The organism is Sporosarcina sp. FA9 (genome assembly GCF_051550205.1).
In the GTDB taxonomy this organism is placed as follows: Bacteria; Bacillota; Bacilli; order Bacillales_A; family Planococcaceae; genus Sporosarcina.
In genome coordinates, this window is the sequence record NZ_CP188819.1 from 2523428 (window position 1) to 2543503 (window position 20076).

General features: G+C 36.3%; 20 protein-coding genes. 6 read left to right on the forward strand and 14 right to left on the reverse strand.

All coding sequences use genetic code 11. The features are described 5' to 3' along the window. Nucleotides 1-167 precede the first annotated feature (167 nt). Nucleotides 168-1454 (reverse strand): LysM peptidoglycan-binding domain-containing protein, encoded by a 1287-nt coding sequence (locus tag ACP8HH_RS12600; protein ID WP_438311813.1) that lies wholly within the window; start codon nt 1452-1454, stop codon nt 168-170. Between the two features lie 136 nt (nt 1455-1590). Further along, nucleotides 1591-2199 carry a YdcF family protein gene (locus tag ACP8HH_RS12605; protein WP_438311815.1) on the reverse strand — a complete coding sequence of 203 codons (609 nt, stop codon included), beginning with the start codon at nt 2197-2199 and terminating at the stop codon, nt 1591-1593. Between the two features lie 253 nt (nt 2200-2452). Between ACP8HH_RS12605 and ACP8HH_RS12610 the strand changes: the two genes are divergently transcribed. The 3 genes from ACP8HH_RS12610 to ACP8HH_RS12620 all read left to right on the forward strand — a co-directional run bounded on the left by ACP8HH_RS12610 (nt 2453) and on the right by ACP8HH_RS12620 (nt 4171). Beyond that, on the forward strand, nt 2453-2593 hold the full coding sequence (locus ACP8HH_RS12610; protein WP_438311817.1) for a hypothetical protein: 141 nt from the start codon (nt 2453-2455) through the stop codon (nt 2591-2593). A gap of 81 nt (nt 2594-2674) precedes the next feature. Further along, on the forward strand, nt 2675-3331 hold the full coding sequence (locus tag ACP8HH_RS12615; RefSeq protein ID WP_438311818.1) for a spore coat protein: 657 nt from the start codon (nt 2675-2677) through the stop codon (nt 3329-3331). 180 nt (nt 3332-3511) lie between these two features. Further along, complete coding sequence (locus tag ACP8HH_RS12620) at nt 3512-4171, forward strand: HAD family hydrolase (protein WP_438311819.1); 660 nt, start codon at nt 3512-3514, stop codon at nt 4169-4171. A gap of 184 nt (nt 4172-4355) precedes the next feature. Here ACP8HH_RS12620 and ACP8HH_RS12625 read toward each other — a convergent pair whose 3' ends face one another. From ACP8HH_RS12625 to ilvD, 5 genes are all read right to left on the reverse strand, one after another. Beyond that, nucleotides 4356-5792 (reverse strand): DEAD/DEAH box helicase, encoded by a 1437-nt coding sequence (locus tag ACP8HH_RS12625; protein WP_438311821.1) that lies wholly within the window; start codon nt 5790-5792, stop codon nt 4356-4358. 40 nt (nt 5793-5832) lie between these two features. After that, nucleotides 5833-6798, reverse strand: coding sequence for an RluA family pseudouridine synthase (locus ACP8HH_RS12630; protein WP_438311822.1), 966 nt, complete (start codon nt 6796-6798; stop codon nt 5833-5835). 58 nt (nt 6799-6856) lie between these two features. Continuing rightward, a complete protein-coding gene (locus tag ACP8HH_RS12635) occupies nt 6857-7717 on the reverse strand; it encodes a YitT family protein (RefSeq protein WP_438311825.1) in 861 nt (286 codons plus the stop codon). A gap of 410 nt (nt 7718-8127) precedes the next feature. Beyond that, nucleotides 8128-8367: a 4Fe-4S dicluster domain-containing protein gene (locus ACP8HH_RS12640; RefSeq protein ID WP_438311827.1), complete on the reverse strand. Its 240-nt coding sequence runs from the start codon at nt 8365-8367 to the stop codon at nt 8128-8130. 140 nt (nt 8368-8507) lie between these two features. Then, nucleotides 8508-10193, reverse strand: a complete 1686-nt coding sequence (gene ilvD / locus ACP8HH_RS12645) for a dihydroxy-acid dehydratase (RefSeq protein WP_438311830.1) — start codon at nt 10191-10193, stop codon at nt 8508-8510. A 199-nt stretch (nt 10194-10392) separates the two neighbouring features. Between ilvD and ACP8HH_RS12650 the strand changes: the two genes are divergently transcribed. After that, the gene (locus ACP8HH_RS12650) at nt 10393-10953 is read left to right on the forward strand and encodes an SLOG family protein (protein WP_438319162.1); all 561 of its coding nucleotides are present in this window, start codon (nt 10393-10395) and stop codon (nt 10951-10953) included. 358 nt (nt 10954-11311) lie between these two features. On the opposite strand, the gene ACP8HH_RS12655 is transcribed toward ACP8HH_RS12650, so the two are convergent. From ACP8HH_RS12655 to ACP8HH_RS12670, 4 genes are all read right to left on the reverse strand, one after another. Next, nucleotides 11312-12484 carry a D-alanyl-D-alanine carboxypeptidase family protein gene (locus ACP8HH_RS12655; RefSeq protein WP_438311831.1) on the reverse strand — a complete coding sequence of 391 codons (1173 nt, stop codon included), beginning with the start codon at nt 12482-12484 and terminating at the stop codon, nt 11312-11314. A 134-nt stretch (nt 12485-12618) separates the two neighbouring features. Next, a complete protein-coding gene (locus ACP8HH_RS12660) occupies nt 12619-13341 on the reverse strand; it encodes an amino acid ABC transporter ATP-binding protein (protein ID WP_438311834.1) in 723 nt (240 codons plus the stop codon). A gap of 3 nt (nt 13342-13344) precedes the next feature. Continuing rightward, the gene (locus ACP8HH_RS12665; protein ID WP_438311837.1) at nt 13345-14070 is read right to left on the reverse strand and encodes an amino acid ABC transporter permease; all 726 of its coding nucleotides are present in this window, start codon (nt 14068-14070) and stop codon (nt 13345-13347) included. 48 nt (nt 14071-14118) lie between these two features. After that, on the reverse strand, nt 14119-14916 hold the full coding sequence (locus ACP8HH_RS12670; RefSeq protein WP_438311839.1) for a basic amino acid ABC transporter substrate-binding protein: 798 nt from the start codon (nt 14914-14916) through the stop codon (nt 14119-14121). A 223-nt stretch (nt 14917-15139) separates the two neighbouring features. Here ACP8HH_RS12670 and ACP8HH_RS12675 point away from each other — a divergent pair, with 223 nt between their 5' ends. Continuing rightward, the gene (locus tag ACP8HH_RS12675) at nt 15140-15334 is read left to right on the forward strand and encodes a hypothetical protein (RefSeq protein WP_438311841.1); all 195 of its coding nucleotides are present in this window, start codon (nt 15140-15142) and stop codon (nt 15332-15334) included. Between the two features lie 75 nt (nt 15335-15409). On the opposite strand, the gene ACP8HH_RS12680 is transcribed toward ACP8HH_RS12675, so the two are convergent. Beyond that, entirely contained in the window at nt 15410-16102 is a 693-nt protein-coding gene (locus ACP8HH_RS12680; RefSeq protein WP_438311842.1) for a GNAT family N-acetyltransferase, read from the reverse strand. Then, complete coding sequence (locus tag ACP8HH_RS12685; protein ID WP_438311845.1) at nt 16099-17211, reverse strand: mandelate racemase/muconate lactonizing enzyme family protein; 1113 nt, start codon at nt 17209-17211, stop codon at nt 16099-16101. The genes ACP8HH_RS12680 and ACP8HH_RS12685 overlap by 4 nt, the downstream gene beginning before the upstream one ends. A gap of 84 nt (nt 17212-17295) precedes the next feature. Here ACP8HH_RS12685 and ACP8HH_RS12690 point away from each other — a divergent pair, with 84 nt between their 5' ends. Beyond that, the gene (locus ACP8HH_RS12690) at nt 17296-18546 is read left to right on the forward strand and encodes a transcriptional regulator (RefSeq protein WP_438311847.1); all 1251 of its coding nucleotides are present in this window, start codon (nt 17296-17298) and stop codon (nt 18544-18546) included. Between the two features lie 42 nt (nt 18547-18588). Here the strand turns inward: ACP8HH_RS12690 and nhaC are convergent, their stop codons facing one another. After that, on the reverse strand, nt 18589-20037 hold the full coding sequence (gene nhaC, locus ACP8HH_RS12695) for a Na+/H+ antiporter NhaC (RefSeq protein ID WP_438311848.1): 1449 nt from the start codon (nt 20035-20037) through the stop codon (nt 18589-18591). Between the last annotated feature and the right edge of the window lie 39 nt (nt 20038-20076).

Here is a 20076-nt window from a genome sequence, read left to right on the forward strand (position 1 = left end):
CTGGAAAGTCGGTCCTTTAAAACATCAAAATACCCAGCTCATCATCTAATGTGAATGTGGCTGGGTTTATAACATTGCATACGTTAGATAACACTTGGAAATCGTGATTGATAAATCCTAGAGTAATACATAGGTTGATTCCTTTAGATTCTTTTTGCTATCAAATTTTAAGTAATCTTCGTTACTTTGAAATTATCTTCCAGCAACAACCAATTTTGCGGAAATGATAAGCCGAGTTTCCAATACATAATTCCGCGTAATTTTAATTCTTTAATCAAATCAAATTTTGCTTGAATGCTTCGTGCATCTTCAAACCATACTTCATGATATACACCATTATCATCCCAGTACTTGAAAAATGGCGCTTGTGCCACGTAGTCGTATTGAATTTCAGCATTCTCTTTTAATGCAATGGCAATCGCCTCTTGCGGACTTACTGCCTTTGCTGCTACTCCGCCTTGAGGTGGAAACGGTGAGGACCAATCATATCCATACAAGTTTTGTCCTAAATAAAGTTTATTTGCTGGTATTTGAGTTAGGGCAAACTCTACAACATTGCGAACGGGCTTAATAGGACTAACAGCTTGCGGTTCACTATAAGTATATCCCCATTCATAGGTCATAAGTGCAACAAAGTCTGTTATTTCTCCAAGGGCTGCATAATCATGAGCTCCGTAAATCCCCGTTTTTACATCACTCGTTTTAGGAGCCACTGCTGTGGATAATGTTAAGCCAGCGAGATGAAATCGGTCGCGTGCTTTTCTTAGAAAGGTATTATACAATTGCCGATCATCAGGATTTATAAATTCAAAATCAAAATGAATATCTTTGTAACCAACCTCATTTGCTATTTGAATAATATTACCAAACAACTGATTTTGAGCAGTTTCATTGATGAATATTCCATGTGCCAATTCTGGGCTAAATGCATAGTTTTCTAAATTAGTGATTACCATAGCATTCGCAGCTCCAGATGAAGTGGCGATACTCGGAATATCATTTGTTGTTGGCATCGTTAGTGATCCATTTCGGTTAACTTGATAACTAAACATAGCAAGATACGTAAGTGAATGAACACGGGCCTTAACCTCTTGAATCATTGCATCTGAAACCGGATTTCGGGGTTCAACGTAAAGCAATACTTCAAGTGGAGGTTTTGTCGTTTGTGGAATATAAAGACGCTGCCCCACATGTAAAATTTGTGAAGTTGTTATTCCATTAATTTTCGCTAAATTTTCCGGTGTCATACCGTACAGTTTGGATATGATGTAAAGCGATTGACCAGGTCGAACCAAATGGTACTTTCCAGTAATCGGTATAACCAATGCCTGACCTACTACAAGGCGGGATGGATCTGGTATTTCATTAGCTACGGCTACTTCTTGGTAAGTGAGCCCATAAGCTTGCGAAATACCATACAAACTTTGTCCTTTTTGAACAACGTGAATTTGCAACAAAATCATCTGCCTTTCATAGATAAAATATTCTTATCTAAGTTTACTTTTGTGACAAGCCCGATATGCATACAATTAGTCGTATATCAGAATTCGACGCAAACATTTCAAAAGAATCAGCAGACATAACAAATGATTATTTCCCTACAATATACGTTTTTATCAAAGCTATCCGTTCCCGTGTGTTTAGTTTCAACTCAACTATTCCAGGTGTTTTTCCGGCTACTGAATCCGATTTCAAACCCAATTTACGTGCAATGAACCTCGTTCTGGCAATATGATAATCACTCGTAATAACTGTTACGCTCGTAACTTTTTCTGGCAACAACTCTTTCGAGAAAACGATGTTCTCATAAGTCGTAGTCGATTTTGTCTCTAAAATTAGTCGCTTTTCATCAATTCCATTCGCAACAAGAAATCGCCTCATTGCCTCTGCTTCAGTACTATTTTCATCAGGACCTTGTCCACCCGATAATATAAATTTTACATGGTTATATTTATTTCCATAGTCCAATGCAGCATCTAGCCGATAACGTAAAGAGAGTGAAGGTGTATCTCCATTCACTTTTGCCCCGAGTATGATTGCATACTCATTTGTTCCATCGGCTTCTATTTTATTACCATCCTTTATCCATTTACCTGTAAGCATCCACAAAGAAATAACACAAATTGCCATAACAATTAGTACAATGGTTATTATTTTCATTCTTGTGTTTTGCATATTCAACATAATCACTCCATTCATTTTTACAGAATAAAAGAAAGTTCTACTTGTTAAGCATAGAATATTAATAGCGAAACCTACTTGTCAAAATGTATTTAACAGACTAATTTCACTTGAATTTAAGCATACTATTATTAAAATATTGATTTAATTAAAAAAAAGCTTTTAATTTAGCGAAGAAAGGAGTATTATCTAATTATTCGGAGGAGTCGTTAAATGATGATTCGATAATGATTTATTTTCAAAAAATTTGATAATGGAGGATGGTATATCAATGAAAATCAAAAAAATTGCTCGTGCATTTCTAGGTGCAAATCTTCTTTTGTTATTCTCTTTTACTTTTCTACCAGTCCTTTTATTCAATCCGGATCTGGAATCATTTCAAGCAATTCTCAATTATATAAATAAAGATTAACATAAAAATGAATATCATTTATGATTTAATCCATACTAGTGTCGATGCAGAAAATGCTCGATAATTAGGAGGAGTTGTAAAATGACGCAAAACCCATTTGGTCAGAAAACTGGACAACAGATCAACCAAACACATCAAAACATGCAAACAGGTGATGTTTCAGCACAAATGAATCATGGCGCTCATGAATTATTTGATTTACATGAAACGTTGTCTGAAACAGTTGCCGGGCTCAATCAGGCGATTCTATTTCGAACAAAAGTAAAAGATCCAGAATTACTCGATATTTTGAACCGACAGTTCCAATTTTCTTTAAACGAATACAACATTACAGTTGAGGCATTTAAATCAGGTCAAGATCCTTCCCAACCAACTGGAAAATACCAAATGAAGACTGGAAACGACTTTGTTTATGGTCTTAAGCAAAGCCCACCAAAAAAGCCAATTCAATCTGAAACAGAAATATCAGATGAAATTATATCAGGTTTTTTACTTTGGGCTGCTAAAGCTGGTGCATCATCAAAAACGATGTCTGCACTTGAAACAACTAATCCGGTTGTACGACGCGTTCTTGCGGATTCTGTGCCCAACTGTATTGAAATGGCTTATGAGCTTTCTATATACCAAAACAAACATCATTATTACCAAGTACCACAGCTAGCCCAGCAAGATATGCAACAAATGTTGAATTCTTTTGCGACAGCACAAACAACAATGCCAATCGATAAAATACAATAACATTTAAATTAGAATTACACATACGTATTTGTGTAATTCTATTTTTTTCTATTTCCTTAAAGTGCTCTTCACATTCTTAACGGGGCTATCCTTCTACTCCAATCCTCACATTGCTTCTATAGGTCAAACACTGTATAGTTTATAGAAAGCCTATGTAAAAAACAGGAAAAGGTGAGAACTATGCGCGTTGCAATATTTGACTTTGACGGAACATTATATGCTAACGAAACTTTCCAACTCTTAATGAAACATTTAAAAAATCATCCTCTTTATCATAATCGATATAAAAAGTTTTTCAGGTCAATCTTACCTTTGTATATCGGTTACAAATTAAAAGTTTATCCAGAAAGCATGTTAAAGGAACGCTCAATGCAATTTTATTTAAAAGTATTTAAAAACTTTTCTACGGCGGAACTCGATACTTATTTTGAGGAACTGGCAGAAAAAATGAAAAAAGATTTTAACCCGCTTGTTCTTTCACAAGTCGAACAGCACACAGCTGAAGATATTCATATCATGCTTGTTTCGGGTGCATACACACCTTTACTACACTCCGTTACGAAAGGATTGCCTTTCAATACGATTATTGGTACTGACATTCCTATAAAAGGACAGACAATTGATAGTAATGTACCCATCTTACATATTCAAGGTAATCGTAAAAACAAAAAAATCTTTGCTGCGTTAGAAGGAGAAACAATTGATTGGGAAAATAGTTTTGCATACGGTGACAGTTATTCAGATTTATCCGTACTGGAACTCGTAGGAAATCCGGTTGCAGTAAACCCTGATGCTAAACTTAAAAAAATTGCCGTTGAACGGGAATGGACAATTATTTAAGAACTTAAACATCAACATCAACTAATAAAGCCAAGTAAATTGTGATTAATTTACTTGGCTTTTCTACGTCTTATATATAAATTGGATTGTTCCGCCATAATTTTACTGAGCTATTTCCTTCGTTGTCCAGTTCCCCTCCCTGCACATTGATTGCAATTCGCTCCAGCGTCATTTTATAACGACCCTACTTATTTGCTTTATGCACTTTTAACTGTTTGCCTTTAACTGTTTTTGTTTTCATTTCATTTAAGACAAGCGGCCCCTTGCCGTTCAAAATATCAATATATGTTACAGTATCTTGAATTTTAATAATACCAATATCCTCTGCAACTATTCCTGGAATACTCATAATTGTACCAACGAAATCAAATGCGCGTAATTTTTTCTTTTTACCACCATTAAAATACAATTTCAATATATCTTTATCGATATTTATACTTTTACTTTTCTTCAGTTTCGGTAGTTTTTCAATTTTCGCATTGAATGCATCCATAGCTTCATCTATCGTTTTTTGTGATGGTGCAGTACGTCTTGGAATTTCAAATCCGATATATGCTTCAATTTCATTTAGAAACTTATCTTCATTAGGTGTGACAAATGAAATTGCTGTACCTTTATTGCCAGCGCGTCCCGTTCTACCAACTCTGTGTACATAACTTTCATTTTCTAAAGGAATATCGTAATTAATAACATGGGTTATGTTATCGATATCAATTCCTCTTGCGGCAACGTCAGTAGCAACCAAATAACGGAATTCACCACGTTTAAATTCATCCATTACATCAAAACGATCTTCTTGCATCATACCACCATGCAATTTGTCGACTGCGTAATGGATATTTTCAAGTTGTTCTGTAAGTTGGTCTACTTGATCTTTCGTTCGACAAAATAATATACAACTATCTGGATTTTCAATTATTGTTATAGAACGCAACAACTCAAACTTCTTGTGTTCAGCAACAACATAAAGTGAATGATCGATTTGGTCTATTAAAGTTGTACTTGATTCTATTTCGATATTCTTTGGGTCATTCATATACTTCTGACTTAACTTTTTTATATTTTCTGGAATTGTAGCAGAAAACAGCATTGTTGTACGCTGTTTCGTTAATTTATTAATAATCGCTTCAACTTGATCAATAAAACCCATATTCAACATTTCATCAGCTTCATCAAGAACTAAATACTCAATAGCATCTAATACGAGCGTTCCACGTTCAATATGATCCATCACACGACCTGGTGTTCCTACAACAACATGGCATTTTTGTTTCAGTTCGGCCTTTTGATAAGCAAATGGTTGTTTTCCATAAACAGCTGCTGCTTTAATTCGCTTAAAGCGACCAATATTCGTAATATCTTCTTTCACTTGGTCTGCCAATTCACGTGTCGGTGTTAAAATGAGTGCCTGTGGATTATTTTCTTCCCAATCTACCATTTCACAAATAGGAATACCAAATGCGGCAGTTTTACCGCTACCCGTTTGAGATTTCACTACTAAATCAATCTTCTTAAGTGCCTCAGGTATTACTTTCGCTTGTACTTCTGTCGGCTCATTATAGCCAAGACCTTCAAGCGCGCGAACGATTTCACTATTTAATTGATAACTTTGAAACGTCATTCTAAATCAACCTCTCATAATTTCGGTTACGTTCTTTATGTTATTTGGACTTTATCAAAAATGCATTTGGAACTTCAGCCGTATATCGTACCAGCTTCCCTGTTCTTGGATGAATTAGAGAAAGGGCTGTTGCATGAAGGCCAAGTCGACGCAGCGGATTACCTGTTGAACCGTACTTCTTATCACCAGCTACAGGATGTCCGATTACTTCTAAGTGGACACGTATTTGATTTTTACGTCCTGTTTCAAGCTGAACCTCTAACAGTGAAAAATGCTTATTTGACTGAATTTTTTTATAGTGCGTTATCGCATGTTGTCCACCGTTATCAACTGGACTTGAGTACACTTTAAATGAACTGTTTTCAGTTAACCACGACGCAATTGTTCCCTTATTTTCTATGACGGTCCCCTCAACAAGAGCTGTATACATGCGCTCTTTGACAGTATCACTCCATGTGTTTTGAAGAGCTTGTTGTACTCTTTCACTTTTAGCAAACAACATAATCCCAGACGTAGCTTTGTCTAATCGATGAACGACGAAGATTCTATTTTTCGGATTTAACCTTTTCACATATTCCGTTATTTGACGATATGCGGTCATTTCTTTCTCTCTTTCAGAGGCTACAGATAAAATTCCCGCGTTTTTATTGATCACAATGATATCTTCATCTTCATGTAAAATTGTTACGCCTTCTATTTTAGATATACTCTCTGCAACCTGATTGCTCAATATCTCTACCTTATCGTCGATTTCAAGCAAATGATTATGTTGCTTAATCATTTTACCGTTAATCGTAACTTGTCCACGCGTTAATATTGATTTAACTGAATTCCTACTACTATTTTTCATACTTTCCAATAAGAATGGCAATAATTCTCCCGATTCTTTAACTGTATATATAACTGAGTTGTTCGTTTCTCTTTTCAATACGATTGCTCCTTTTTCCCGAATGGGTGCTAGTAGTAAAATTATACACCACATCTGGACAGCTGTCTTTTTAAACAAAATAACCCATCCCTAAATTGAAAACAAAAGTTTGGGATGGGTTAGAAATAATCGAAAATTAATTATCAAATTGTGCTTTTGAAAATCCACGACCAAGTATTTCTGAAGCGTTAATGAAAATAACAAATGAAGTTGGTTCTTGCTTTTGTACAATCTTCTTAAAATAGACTGCTTCCGATTGTTCCACGACACATAATATCATCGTTTTTTCTTCATTCGAATAGCCACCTAATGTTGTCATCTTTGTTGAGCCTCTATTTAATTGATTTCGTATAATGGATTGAATTTCTTCCTCTTTTTCAGTAATTATCAGAATTAATTTTGTAGATGAAGATTGAAGTTGTACAAAGTCGATAACCTTACTCGTAACGAATATTGAAATCATTGCATAAAGAGCGAGTTCGAAATTAAATACAAATGCGGAAGTAACAACAACTAACCCATCGACTAGAAGTTGTGAATAGCCACTTGAAAGCCCCGTATATCGTTTTAACACTTGGGCGATCATTGCAGTCCCCCCTGTAGAACCATTACCTCTATAAACAATCCCAAGCCCCACACCAAGCATTATTCCACCATAGATCGCACTTAATAAAGGATTATCTATCGATAACTTCATATCTGCAGTAAGCCAAATAACAAATGGGAGAAAAGTAGTCCCAACTAAAGTTTTCAAACTAAAATCTGTACCAACGATTAAAACAACAAAAATAAGCAATGGGATATTTATAGCCCATTGTACGTACGCTGGATTGAACTCAAATAGTTCGTGTAAAATTGTACTAATTCCTGATATTCCCCCGGCGGCAAGTTTAGATGGAAGTAAAAACATATTAAACGCGAGTCCAACCAGAGCAGAACCGATTAGAACTTGTATATATTCATAAATTGCTGTCTTTTTAAATTTATTTAACGCCATTACATATTTCCCCCTTCAATCAACCCCTTTATATCTTACCAAAAAATGTTCATCTGTATATAGCAGATTTTCTACGAGTTGACAAAGAAATATAGATGTGAGATAATACATAAGTGATAAATTAAGGTAGCAGGCAAGACTTGATATTCTGGCATTCTACGTAATGTTTTTGAGAACACTTATTCACACTGGCGCGACTATAGGGTCGTAAGGACGTAAAAGTAGGTAGGGTTTACGTTGCTTAGGTATAGAAAACACCCAGTGGAACAATGACCGCGGTACGGAAAGTATAGGCTTTCTAAGGAAATTATTCCCCCGTTTAATCGGGATGAAAAATTAAAATCAAAACTTTTGTTATCTTATAATAAATCAAAAGAGATACTCTCGTAATGAGAGTATCTCTTTTTCAATTATGCAATATTATAAAATGTTTTTGCTTTTTGCAAAAATGGTAAGTCTTCTGTTAGCAAGTCCTCTTCATGATAAATTGCTTCTACCGGACATGCTGCCACGCACGCACCGCAATCTATACAAGTATCTGGGTCAATTAAATACTGATCTTCACCAAGTTCGATGCAGTCAACTGGACAAACCATAACGCAATCTGCTGCTTGTTCTAGTATACAAGCAGATGTAATAACAAAAGCCATGAAAATTACCCCCTATAACTATTTAAGTGTTCTATTTTAATAATATACTTCATTTAAATAGAACTGTCCAAAAAAAAACGGATACCGAGTACTTACACAACTCTAGTTATGAATTGTGAGTACTCTCAGTATCCGTCAACTTATCTGTTAAAGTTATGCGTTACAGCCCCTATTGATGAACATGAAACGTTGTTTGCATATTTTCCAAGAACACCGCGTTTATGGAGTGGTGGTGCAACCCATTCTTTACGTCGTTTCTCTAATTCTTCCTCAGAAACATCTACAGAAATTTCTTGTTTAGCAGAACTAACCGTAACCATATCGCCTTCTATTAGTAAAGCAATCGGTCCACCAACTTGTGCTTCAGGCGCAATATGACCAACAACTAAACCATGAGTTCCTCCAGAAAATCTACCATCCGTTAGCAATGCCACTTTTTCTCCTAGCCCTTTACCAATAAGAATTCCTGAAATCGAAAGCATTTCTGGCATACCTGGTCCGCCTTTTGGACCGGCATATCGAATAACGAGTACATCGCCATCGTTAATTTTATTATCCATAACAGCTTGTGTTGCTTCTTTTTCGGTATTATAAACACGAGCAGGTCCTGTATGTGTTGTAACAGAAACCCCGGACACTTTAGCTACAGCTCCACTTGGTGCCAAGTTGCCTTTAAGAACTACAAGTGGACCATCTTTACTGAATGCTTTATCGAATGGCATAATTATTTCTTGACCTTCTGCCAAATCAGGCGCATCTTTCAAGTTTTCAGCAATTGTCTTACCCGTAACAGTCATACAATCTCCGTGCAGATAACCTGCTTCAAACAAGCGCTTCATAACTGCCGAAACGCCTCCAATACGATATAAATCTTCCATTACATATTGTCCGCTTGGTTTTAAATCTGCAATATGTGGTGTCTTTTTCTGGATTCGATTAAAGTCTTCCATTGTTAAGTCCACTTCGATTGCATGTGCAATTGCAAGTAAATGAAGAACCGCATTTGTAGAACCACCAAGTGCCATTACAACTGTAATCGCATTTTCAAAAGCTTCTTTTGTCATAATATCTTTCGGATAAATATCCTTTTCAAGCAAGTTGTATACTGCATGTCCTGCTGCTTTACAATCTTCCAATTTAGCAGATGATGTTGCTGGGTTGGACGAACTTGAAGGCAAGCTCATTCCCATTGCTTCAATTGCTGATGACATTGTATTAGCAGTATACATACCGCCACATGAACCAGCACCCGGACAAGCTTTACACTCAATAGCTCTAAGTGTTTCTTCATCAATAGTCCCATTATTTAATTGGCCAACGCCTTCAAATACAGAAACAATATCTAATTTTTGCCCTTCATGATTACCGGGGGAAATTGTTCCACCGTAAACGAATACAGACGGTACTTCAGAGTTCGCGATTGCAATCATACAACCAGGCATGTTTTTATCACAGCCACCGATTGTTACTAGGCCATCCAAACTTTCTCCGCCTACAACTGTTTCAATTGAATCAGCGATAACATCACGACTTGGCAAAGAGTATCGCATACCTTCAGTTCCCATAGAAATACCATCAGAAACAGTAATTGTATTGAAGATAAACGGAACGCCGCCCGCCTCACGAGCACCTTCTTTAGCGGCAATTGCTAACTTATCAATATGTATGTTACATGGAGTTACTTCACTCCAAGTACTAGCGATACCAATCATCGGCTTTTTAAAATCTTCATCCGTGACACCCACAGCTCTTAGCATAGCACGGTTAGGTGCTCTCATTGTTCCCTCACTAAATACTTTACTATTAATTCTTAAGTCTTTTTTCAATGAATATCCACCTCTTTCGTTCCTTTATTATACGAGTAAGAGTTTTATATTTCAATGTTTTCTTTCAACTTGTTAAAGTCTTTGCTTAGATTTGAACAATTCTTGTCTGAATTATTAATTTACCCTGATTGTTAGGCATTTCATTACGAAGGCTAGTACAATAAAAATACAGGTTAATATTTATAAAGAGGTGAATCTTATTTTAAAACGATTAGTAATTACCGGCTACAAACAACATGAATTAGGTATATTCGATGATAAACATCCTGGTATTGTCTATATTAAGAAGGCATTGGAAAATCGTCTTGTTGCACTACTGGATGATGGGCTCGAATGGGTAATTGTTAGTGGACAACTCGGTGTCGAAACATGGGCCGCTGAAGTAGTTATCGAACTTAAAAGTACGTACCCCAATTTAAAATACGCTGTCCTCCCTCCTTTTCTAGAGCAAGAAAAAAATTGGAATGAGATGCGACAAGAAACGTATCGTTCGCTAATTTCACAAGCAGACTACTACAATACAATAACAAATACACCTTACGAAGCACCTTGGCAATTCATCGAAAAAGACAAATTCCTGATGCGTAATTCAGATGGTATTCTTATCCTTTATGATTCTGAAAATGAAGGATCACCAAAATTCATAAAAAGAGCAGCGGATCGCTACGCAGAAAAATCCGATTATATTGTGCTCACAATTACAGCTGATGATTTACAAGTACTTGCCGAAGAAGAGCAAATGGACAATTGGGATTTTTAAAAGTGAATTTCAATTGGATATTACTTCTATTGTACATTTGAATAAGTTGGTGTACACTATTAATAGAAGCTGCGTTGTACGTATCGATAATTAGTTTCAACCTTTATACTGTAACAGGGAGTTTTAATCGAAACTCGAATGGCAAGCCTTGTACGATTTATCCAACAAGGACAGACAAGATAGTTTCTGCAAACACCCACTTTGAGAAGTGGTGGTTTGAAACTTTCTTATGTAATACGGCAAAGGTGGCTTTAATAAAACATTTATGTTTTCACCAGTTTCCAATCGGAAACTGGTTTTTTTATGGATAAAAATAACTGAATATACTATTGAAAACACATCTCTATAAATAAACTGCTCATTCTATCCCCAGGTATTCTTCTAATGTTTTACCACTAGCAAAAACTTTCTCTGCATGGTCAACACCCAAATAACGCAAATGCCAAGGCTCGTAGATATATCCGGTAATTTCTTCTTTCCCTTTAGGATATCGAACAATAAAGCCGTAACGATGTGCATTCTCCCCCATCCAATTAGAAGCCTTTGTTACTGAAAACCATTGACTCCTCTGACCGACCAACCCTACATCAAAGGCTAACCCTGTCTGATGTTCCGATTCTCCCGCCCGTGCACTATATCTTGTCGCTTCAACAAGACCATCTTTTTTCACATAGTCTTCAAATAACTTTTCCTGATAAGAGTAAGACCTATATGTACTAAATGCTGTAAAATCAAAACCATTCTTTTTCGCAAGTTTATTAAGTTCGTTAAATGCTATTCTTGCTTCTGTACTTTCACCTGGTGCATAGTTTATAGGTAAAGGATGAGTTTTACTTGCAATTAGAATTCCCTTCACATAAATTGGGGATAGTGCATCCAGTTTCGGCTTAGTTGGTTCGGGTTTTTCAATTGGGAGTGCAACAAAACGTTCATCTATGTTCATTAAGCGATGTAAAAATACTGCATAATGCAAACGAGTCACTGTTCCTAGAGGCTTAAACAATCCTCCATCACCCATCGTAATCCCGTTAGAATACAGTGCACGGACATGGCTATTTCCCCAGTGACTTTCCGGAACGTCATGAAAATCATAGGTCGCCTTTATTTCCAGGTCAAATGCCAAATGAAGTACTTTTGCCAATTGAACACGTGTAAGTAGCGATTCAGGATTGAAATCACCGTTTTTATCTCCGTCCATAATTCCAGCTTGTTGCACTTGTTGAATCGCATCATGGTACACGCTCGTCTCTGGAAGATCATTAAAGTACTTTCGCCCTCGAATAGGCTCTAATGACAATGTCCGTGTTAATAACAAAGCAACATGCTGACGACTAATGGATAACTGTGGCCTGAACGTACCATCCCCATACCCATTTATTACTCCTAATTCCTGCATTTCATGAATAATATCGAAATTTGGGTGGCCTGGTAACACATCCTTAAAAAAACTGCTGTTTGCCGCGTGCACATGCTGTTGTGAAAAAAATGCACAACCTAACAAAATCGGTAAATAAACATACAGTTTTTTCATACTAATCTTTACCTCCACCTTTTCTACTATTATAGTAAATGAACATGAATATTTCACGAGAATTATTAGATAAATCAAAAAATCATCCAATCTACGAATGAGAAAATCCTCTTGATTGGATGATTTTTTACATATTAAAGTATTTTACCTAAAAATCCTTTTGTTCGTTCATTTTTAGGATGATTGAATAATTGATCAGGCGGGCCTTCCTCAACGATATACCCTTGATCCATAAACAATACACGATCACCCATTTCTCGTGCAAAACCCATCTCATGTGTTACGACTACCATTGTCATACCTTCTAACGCTAGTGCCTTCATGACGTCTAAAACTTCTTGCACCATTTCAGGATCGAGTGCAGATGTTGGTTCATCAAACAACATTATTTTAGGTTGCATAGCCAACGCCCTAGCAATCGCAACTCGTTGTTGTTGACCACCTGACAATTGTTCGGGATAGGCATTCGCCTTGTCGCTTAAACCAACTTTTTGCAACAATGAGTGTGCAAGTATATCTGCATCTATCTTATTCATTTTTCGTACTTTTTTTGGTGCCGCTGTGATGTTGTCCAATACACGCATATGCGGAAATAAATTGAACTGTTGAAACACCATGCCTACTTCTTTACGGATTTCATTAATATCTGTTTTTTCACCATTCACTTTAACACCATCAATGAATATTTCACCTGCTGTAATTTCTTCTAACAGATTAATACAACGTAGGAAGGTGCTTTTTCCTGAGCCACTTGGTCCAATAACACAAATAACTTCTCGTTCTTTTACTTCATAATCGATTCCTTTTAACACCTGTAATTCACCAAATGATTTGTGTAAGTTTTTTATACTAATCATATTTTACCTTCCTCCCGATTGACGACCAGATGTAAATAGTCGTTTTCTCTGTGGTGGAATATAGCTGTTACTAAATCGATTTTCTACATAATTAATGATTTTACCAAAAATAAACGTAAGTATTAAATATAAAATCGCAACAGTTATATACGGTTCCCAAATTTTAAACGTAGCACCTTGGATAACTTTACCTGCGTAAAGTAAATCATTCGCAGCAATTACTGTAACTAATGATGAATCTTTTAGTAAGGCAATTAGTTCATTACCTAACGGCGGAATCATACGACGAAATGCTTGTGGCAAAATAATCAACTTCATTGCGGTCCCTGCAGTCATCCCCAGTGACCTAGCAGCTTCCGTTTGTCCTTTTTCGATTGACTGAATTCCTGCACGAATAATTTCGGCATTATAAGCGGCACTGTTTAATATAAGTGCGAGTGCACCTGATACAAAATAACCCAAAGAATGCCCAAATATAGCAGGTATTAGCGCTAAGTGAATCAATAATATTTGCACTAATAATGGAGTACCACGGAAGAAATCAACATAGTATTTTGAAGGATAGTAAATCCATTTACGCTTTGACAACTTTCCCAATCCGACAAATAAACCTAGTAGAAATCCGCCAATATATCCTACAAAAGTAAGTGCTAAAGTTACCCCAATACCACGAATAAATAATGCGCGGTAATCCCAAATTATATCGAAACGTATATCAAGAAAATCCAATGCATTACCCCCAAGTTCTGTGTAGATCATGAATATTCAGCTGCTTCATTACTCTACATCAAAACCTGTAATTTCTTTCAGCTTTCCGTTCTCTTTAATAATCTTAATCCCCTTATTCAATAGATCCATTACTTCAGTATTTCCTTTTTTAAGCATTAGTCCATAATATTCTTTTTCAAAAGAACTGTCTTCTATTAATTTGACTTTCACATTCGGATTATTTTTCTGATAATCAATAATAACCGCGTTATCTCCTACTGCCGCATCCGCGTTCCCATTGATCATTTCTAAAATTGCAATTGGCATCGTTTCGGCTGCAACAATTTGCGAACTAGTTTTACCCAAAAGTTCCCCAGTCACAATATGACCCGTTGTGTTAATTTGAACAGCGACTTTTTTATCTTTCAAGTCTTGAAAGCTTGTTACATCTGAATCTTCTGGTACAAGGATTAGTTGATTCGCTTCAAAATAAGGATTTGTAAAATCAAATTCTTTTTGACGATCTGGTGTAATCGTAATCGATGACACTGCAAAATCAACTAACCCGTCTTTTACAGCAGGGAATAGTGGTTCCCAACCATAGTTTTTATATTCAACTTCTATACCTGCCGCCTCGGCAATCGCATTTACAATGTCAACATCTATTCCGATAATATTTCCTTTCTCATCCATATACTCCATTGGCGCATACGTAGCATCCGTTCCAACAACCAGCTTTGTTATTTTTCCATCTTCCCCTGCAGTTCCTGTTTTCGAACCTTCATCTTTCGTTCCACATCCAGCCATTACCAAGCTAAAACTTAGTAGTATAGCACCTAATGAAAGTAAGCGCTTTCTTTTTGTCATAGTAATCCCCCCATTTTCATTATTTACTCATAACTCTAAACAATTACCCTTCTCGAAATAGTAAGGATAATTACTATTATTATATATGAGTGGGACCTTCTATTCAATAGCAAACTTGTTTGTAGATTTTCTATTGTCTTTTTAAATATAAAATGTACATTGAAAGTCGGTTTTTGAACCATGATAAGAAAGTACAATTCTTTTGCGAAAGGAGGTTACAAACTTGGGAAGAGATAATCATAAAGGCGCAAGCAACAACTCGGCTTCATTGCCTCAAACACCTAAAAACCAGAAAATCAAACCTGGATCTATGAAAGAAGAAATTTCTCTTGAGTTATCTGAATTAGGTAATATAAAACCTAAGCATGAGCCGATTACCCCAAACGCTAGAAAGAAAAGTACACAAGAAAAAAAGTAGTTTAGTCCCATTATTACATGTTAGAAAAGGACATTCTTAACCTATATTAGGTTAAGGATGTCCTTTTCTGTCCATTTAATTTTTTCTTTTTTCAAAATGAACAATCCATTCGTCATTGACAACTTCTATTTGCGTGCCAACCCAACCTTTTTTTATAAGCAGTTGTTGTTCGATTGTATTGGCCATCGCAATACTTTTTCTATCTTGTACTGTATAAGTCCTTTCAGACTCCTTTAAATCCTTCAGCATTGTATACCGCAGCATATTATTATATTTTTCCCCAAGCGAAACAATTTCCAGTCCATGGGCAAACTTATCTTTTAAACTGGCTATATTAAATGGCGCAACCGTGGTAAGAATATAACGAAATCGTTCTTCATCCACTTCTTTCATAATAAGTTTTCCCAATAACACTTGAAGACCATTCCCACGAAATTCGGGATTTACATTCGTAATTTCAGAATACAATGCTTCTGACCACACGGATTTATCTAATCCTGCTTCCTTACCAAGGTGCTCTTCATCTAATTCGGGCTCCATCATCGCTCGAAAAGCGATTAGTTCTTCATTATAGAATGCACCAATCATCAATCCCTTACCATTTAAAATATATAAAAATTCCTCTTCCTCTAAAGGTTGTAAAAAAGATTCTGTCGTTAATTCCTTCACTACCTTTAGTTGCAAAGACATGATTTCATCTAAATCGTGCGCATTCAATCGTTTAATACTGATCTCAAATCCATTTTTTAAAACATGTTTTGTTATCATCCGATGACCTTCTCTGAGTAAATTGTTAATTCCTTTAAAATGGCCTCGTCGATATCAATTCCGAGTCCTGGCTTCTCCGTTAAACGAATGAAAGGAACATCATAATGTAAATTACCAATATCCTTACTAAACTTAAGCGGACCCGTCAATTCAACACTTGTAATTACTTTCTTTGAAAATGAAACATGAAACCCAGCTGCTGACCCAATAGAGGATTCAACCATCGAACCAACTTGACACTCTATTCCAGCCATCTCCGCCATATTTGCAAGTTTTGTAGCGGGATAGATACCACCACATTTCATAAGCTTGATATTGACTTTATCAGCAGCCCGTTTCGCAATAACTTCTCTCATTTGAGGAACCCCACACATTCCCTCATCAATCATTAAAGGTATAGATGATTTAGCTTTGATTTCTACCATTGCGTCGATGTCATTTGCAACAACAGGCTGTTCCAACCAATCAAGTGAACAATGCTCCAATTTCCTAAGGGCTTGAAGCGTGTTTGCACTGTTTTTCCAACCTTGATTCACATCTACACGAATGGCTATATCCTCCCCTACTTTAGCTCGGACTGCTTCAATTCGTTTCACGTCTTCCATGACATTTGTACCAACCTTCATTTTTAACGAGCGATATCCTTCTGAAACTTTTTCTAAAGCTTCAGTTGACATTTTTTCAGGTGATGCAATACTTAAGACATGTGTTATTGGAAATTCATCATGAAATCTACCACCAATAAGATCATAAACGGGAACGCCTAAACTCTTACCAACTACATCATAACAGGCGATATCCAATGCGGCTTTCGCACTTGGAACACTAAGAATTAGTGAATCCATTAACTCATGAATCCGTTCCATATTTTTAGGGTTTTCACCAATCAGTTTCGGGGCAAGTGTATGTTGCAAAATAGCAAAGGTACTTTCCAAACTTTCACCAGTTACATGTTCATCTGATACGGCTTCACCATACCCTATATGTCCCGTGTCCGTTGTCATTTTCACGATAATGGAAGGCATATAATCGTACGAACAATAGCTCACGACAAACGGTTCGTATAAGGGCAAATGTATTGCAATGATTTCAATTTCAGTAATTTTCATTCGAATCAATCCTTTCGATTGGCATTTCTCATATTTAATTGTATCATTGTCGTTAAATAGTCGCTATATAAAGGAGGTAATTAAATGATTATAAAAATTGCAATTATCGGTCCTGATGAATTTTGCAATCGTGCCGAAAAAATTGTTGCTAAACGAAATGATATTGAACTGGATTTATATAGGTATCGAGAACCGAGGGAAGCAGCTGGGCTAATCCACACGATGCAACCATGTGATGTCATTCTTTTTTCTGGTTCACTTTCCTATTTACATGCTACAGATTCACTATCAAACTTATCCATTCCCGCACTTTACATGAAGCAAGATGAATCCGCTGTAGCCATAACATTACTACATATCGCTTTACAAAATGAACTAGATTTCAACAAAGTTTCCATTGATATTCGCGAAAAAGGGCATATCGACCATATTTTGAAAGACTTAAATGAAACAGTAAAATATCCATTTGTTCATTTATTACGTGAAGACGAACTCATTGATGAAATTACAATGTTCCATAAAAATCTTTCACAAAACGGAAAAACGGATCTGGCAATTACGAGTGTGCACGCAGTTTATGAACAATTAAAGCTACACAATATTCCTACACAAAAAATAATCGATCCAGAAAGTGCTATTTTACGAAATATTGAATACGCAAAACATCAAGCACTATTAAAGAAAAGCAACTCTGCCCAAACGGCGGTTGGCGTAGTAAATGCCCTAAAGAAATCATCTAAAGTCGAAGAATTTGTGAAAAATCTTACAGCACTTTTAAGAGCACAATTTAGTGAACTAAATGGAGAGTATACAATTTATACTACGATGGGAAACATCGAATTTTCATTAACAAATAGTGAGTTTTTAACTTTATTTCAATCCATGCACAATGAAGTTCAAATTGCATTTGGTTGTGGTGAATCAATAATGGATGCTAAAGAAAATGCCCATTTCGCAATGAATTTTAACAAAAAGAATAATGATCATTCCTTCTATGTGTTGGATACAAACAAGAAATTACTAGGTCCATTTCCACATTCAGATGGCTCTATCCAACTAAAACTACATGATCCAGTCCTTGTTGAAATGGCTAAGAAAACCACTCTAAGTTCTGCAAATATTTCAAAGCTAATGACATTTAGTCAATCTAGGCAATCCAAACAATTTACAACAAATGATCTTTCACTACATTTAAATGTGTCTAGAAGAACGGCGGAGCGTACGTTAAAAAAACTGGTCGAATGTGATTATGCAAAAATTGTCGGAGAAGAGATGGCCTATCGTCAAGGAAGACCTCGTTCACTTTATGAACTCAAATTCCCTATCTACTATTAAAACGACAGGAAAGCCCACATTAAGTGAACTTTCCTTTTTATATTACTGATTTAAACTAATTTCTTCATTTTCCAATGCTTTTTCCAGATCTCTTTGTGCTAATTCTTCAGGAGTCATTTTTACAATCGTAAAGCCAGTTACCGCATAGAAGATGGATATAAACGGAACAACTAAATTTAAGATTGCATACGGACCGTATTCCACGACACCGACGCCTAATGTACCTAATATAAATACCCCACATGTATTCCAAGGTATCAATGGAGAGGTCAATGTGCCGCCGTCTTCTAGTGCACGAGATAAGTTCTTTGAGTTCAGCCCCTTATCCTTATACGCCTTACTAAACATTCTTGAAGGGACGACAATTGATACATACTGTTCCGAACAAGTTGCATTTGTCAAAACACACGCAGCGACTGTAGAAGAAATTAAGCCCGCACTTGATTTCACAACTTTTAATAGTTGGTTCATTAAGGACTGCAGCATGCCAGAAAACTCAAGTATTCCTCCAAACGTCATAGCTACAATTGCCATTGAAACGGTATACATCATTGAATCTAAACCACCGCCATTAAAAAGGCCATCTACCATATCATTTCCTGTTTCAATTGCAAAACCACTTTGCAATGCTTCAATTGCACCTACAGTAGAACCGCCTTGTATGAAGATTTGAGATAAAAAGCCAAGTATTATTCCGACAATAAGTGCCGGAATCGCAGGAATTTTGAGCGCAACCATTACAATTACCGCAAGTGGTACGAGTAGTAATAAAGGGGTTATCAGAAAACTATCCTGCAAAACTCGAGCTGTTTGTTCAATTCCAATTGCATCCATTTGTTCCCCAGCAAATCTTCTTCCTAAAAAAGCATACACACCAAGTGCAATTACTAATCCAGGTATTGTAGTGTATAACATATGTTTAATATGATCGAATAAATCTGTACCGGTAAGTCCTGCTGCTAAATTAGTTGTATCAGATAGAGGTGACATCTTATCTCCAAAATAGGACCCCGAAATAACCGCGCCCGCTATCATTCCTGCAGGTATTCCCATACTTAGACCTATTCCCATTCCCGCAACACCAATTGTCGCCATCGTAGACCAAGAACTACCAATCGCTAGCGAAACAATTGAACATATTATTGCGATTGTAACTAAAAACCATGAAGGTGTAATTATTTGCAAGCCATAATAGATCATTGTCGCAACAATTCCACCGCCCATCCATGCACCTATTGTCAATCCAACGAGCATAATAATGACAACCGCTGGGAGAGCTAATCGAATTCCTTTATACATCATTTCCTCAATTTCTTTCCAAGTAAATCCTGCTTTCCAAGCAATTATAGCGGCAGTAATTGTACCGACAATTAACGGCATATGTGGCCCCTGCTCTAACTTAACTACTGTAACAATCATTACAAAAATCATGACAAAGAGCGGAACTAATACCATCCAAAACTTTATATCTTTCTCTGCGTTCTGTTTCATTAAACCTCATCCCCTTTTCACGTCGTTAATTAGTCGTTA

What these genes read in the sequence shown, in the direction of transcription:
- ACP8HH_RS12605 (WP_438311815.1), bottom strand. Translation starts at nt 2,199, where the DNA reads ATGAATGGAGTGATTATGTTGAATATGCAAAACACAAGAATGAAAATA.
- ACP8HH_RS12610 (WP_438311817.1), top strand. Translation starts at nt 2,453, where the DNA reads ATGAAAATCAAAAAAATTGCTCGTGCATTTCTAGGTGCAAATCTTCTT.
- ACP8HH_RS12615 (WP_438311818.1), top strand. Translation starts at nt 2,675, where the DNA reads ATGACGCAAAACCCATTTGGTCAGAAAACTGGACAACAGATCAACCAA.
- ACP8HH_RS12620 (WP_438311819.1), top strand. Translation starts at nt 3,512, where the DNA reads ATGCGCGTTGCAATATTTGACTTTGACGGAACATTATATGCTAACGAA.
- ACP8HH_RS12625 (WP_438311821.1), bottom strand. Translation starts at nt 5,792, where the DNA reads ATGACGTTTCAAAGTTATCAATTAAATAGTGAAATCGTTCGCGCGCTT.
- ACP8HH_RS12635 (WP_438311825.1), bottom strand. Translation starts at nt 7,717, where the DNA reads ATGGCGTTAAATAAATTTAAAAAGACAGCAATTTATGAATATATACAA.
- ACP8HH_RS12640 (WP_438311827.1), bottom strand. Translation starts at nt 8,367, where the DNA reads ATGGCTTTTGTTATTACATCTGCTTGTATACTAGAACAAGCAGCAGAT.
- ACP8HH_RS12655 (WP_438311831.1), bottom strand. Translation starts at nt 12,484, where the DNA reads ATGAAAAAACTGTATGTTTATTTACCGATTTTGTTAGGTTGTGCATTT.
- ACP8HH_RS12660 (WP_438311834.1), bottom strand. Translation starts at nt 13,341, where the DNA reads ATGATTAGTATAAAAAACTTACACAAATCATTTGGTGAATTACAGGTG.
- ACP8HH_RS12670 (WP_438311839.1), bottom strand. Translation starts at nt 14,916, where the DNA reads ATGACAAAAAGAAAGCGCTTACTTTCATTAGGTGCTATACTACTAAGT.
- ACP8HH_RS12680 (WP_438311842.1), bottom strand. Translation starts at nt 16,102, where the DNA reads ATGATAACAAAACATGTTTTAAAAAATGGATTTGAGATCAGTATTAAA.
- ACP8HH_RS12685 (WP_438311845.1), bottom strand. Translation starts at nt 17,211, where the DNA reads ATGAAAATTACTGAAATTGAAATCATTGCAATACATTTGCCCTTATAC.
- ACP8HH_RS12690 (WP_438311847.1), top strand. Translation starts at nt 17,296, where the DNA reads ATGATTATAAAAATTGCAATTATCGGTCCTGATGAATTTTGCAATCGT.
- nhaC (WP_438311848.1), bottom strand. Translation starts at nt 20,037, where the DNA reads ATGAAACAGAACGCAGAGAAAGATATAAAGTTTTGGATGGTATTAGTT.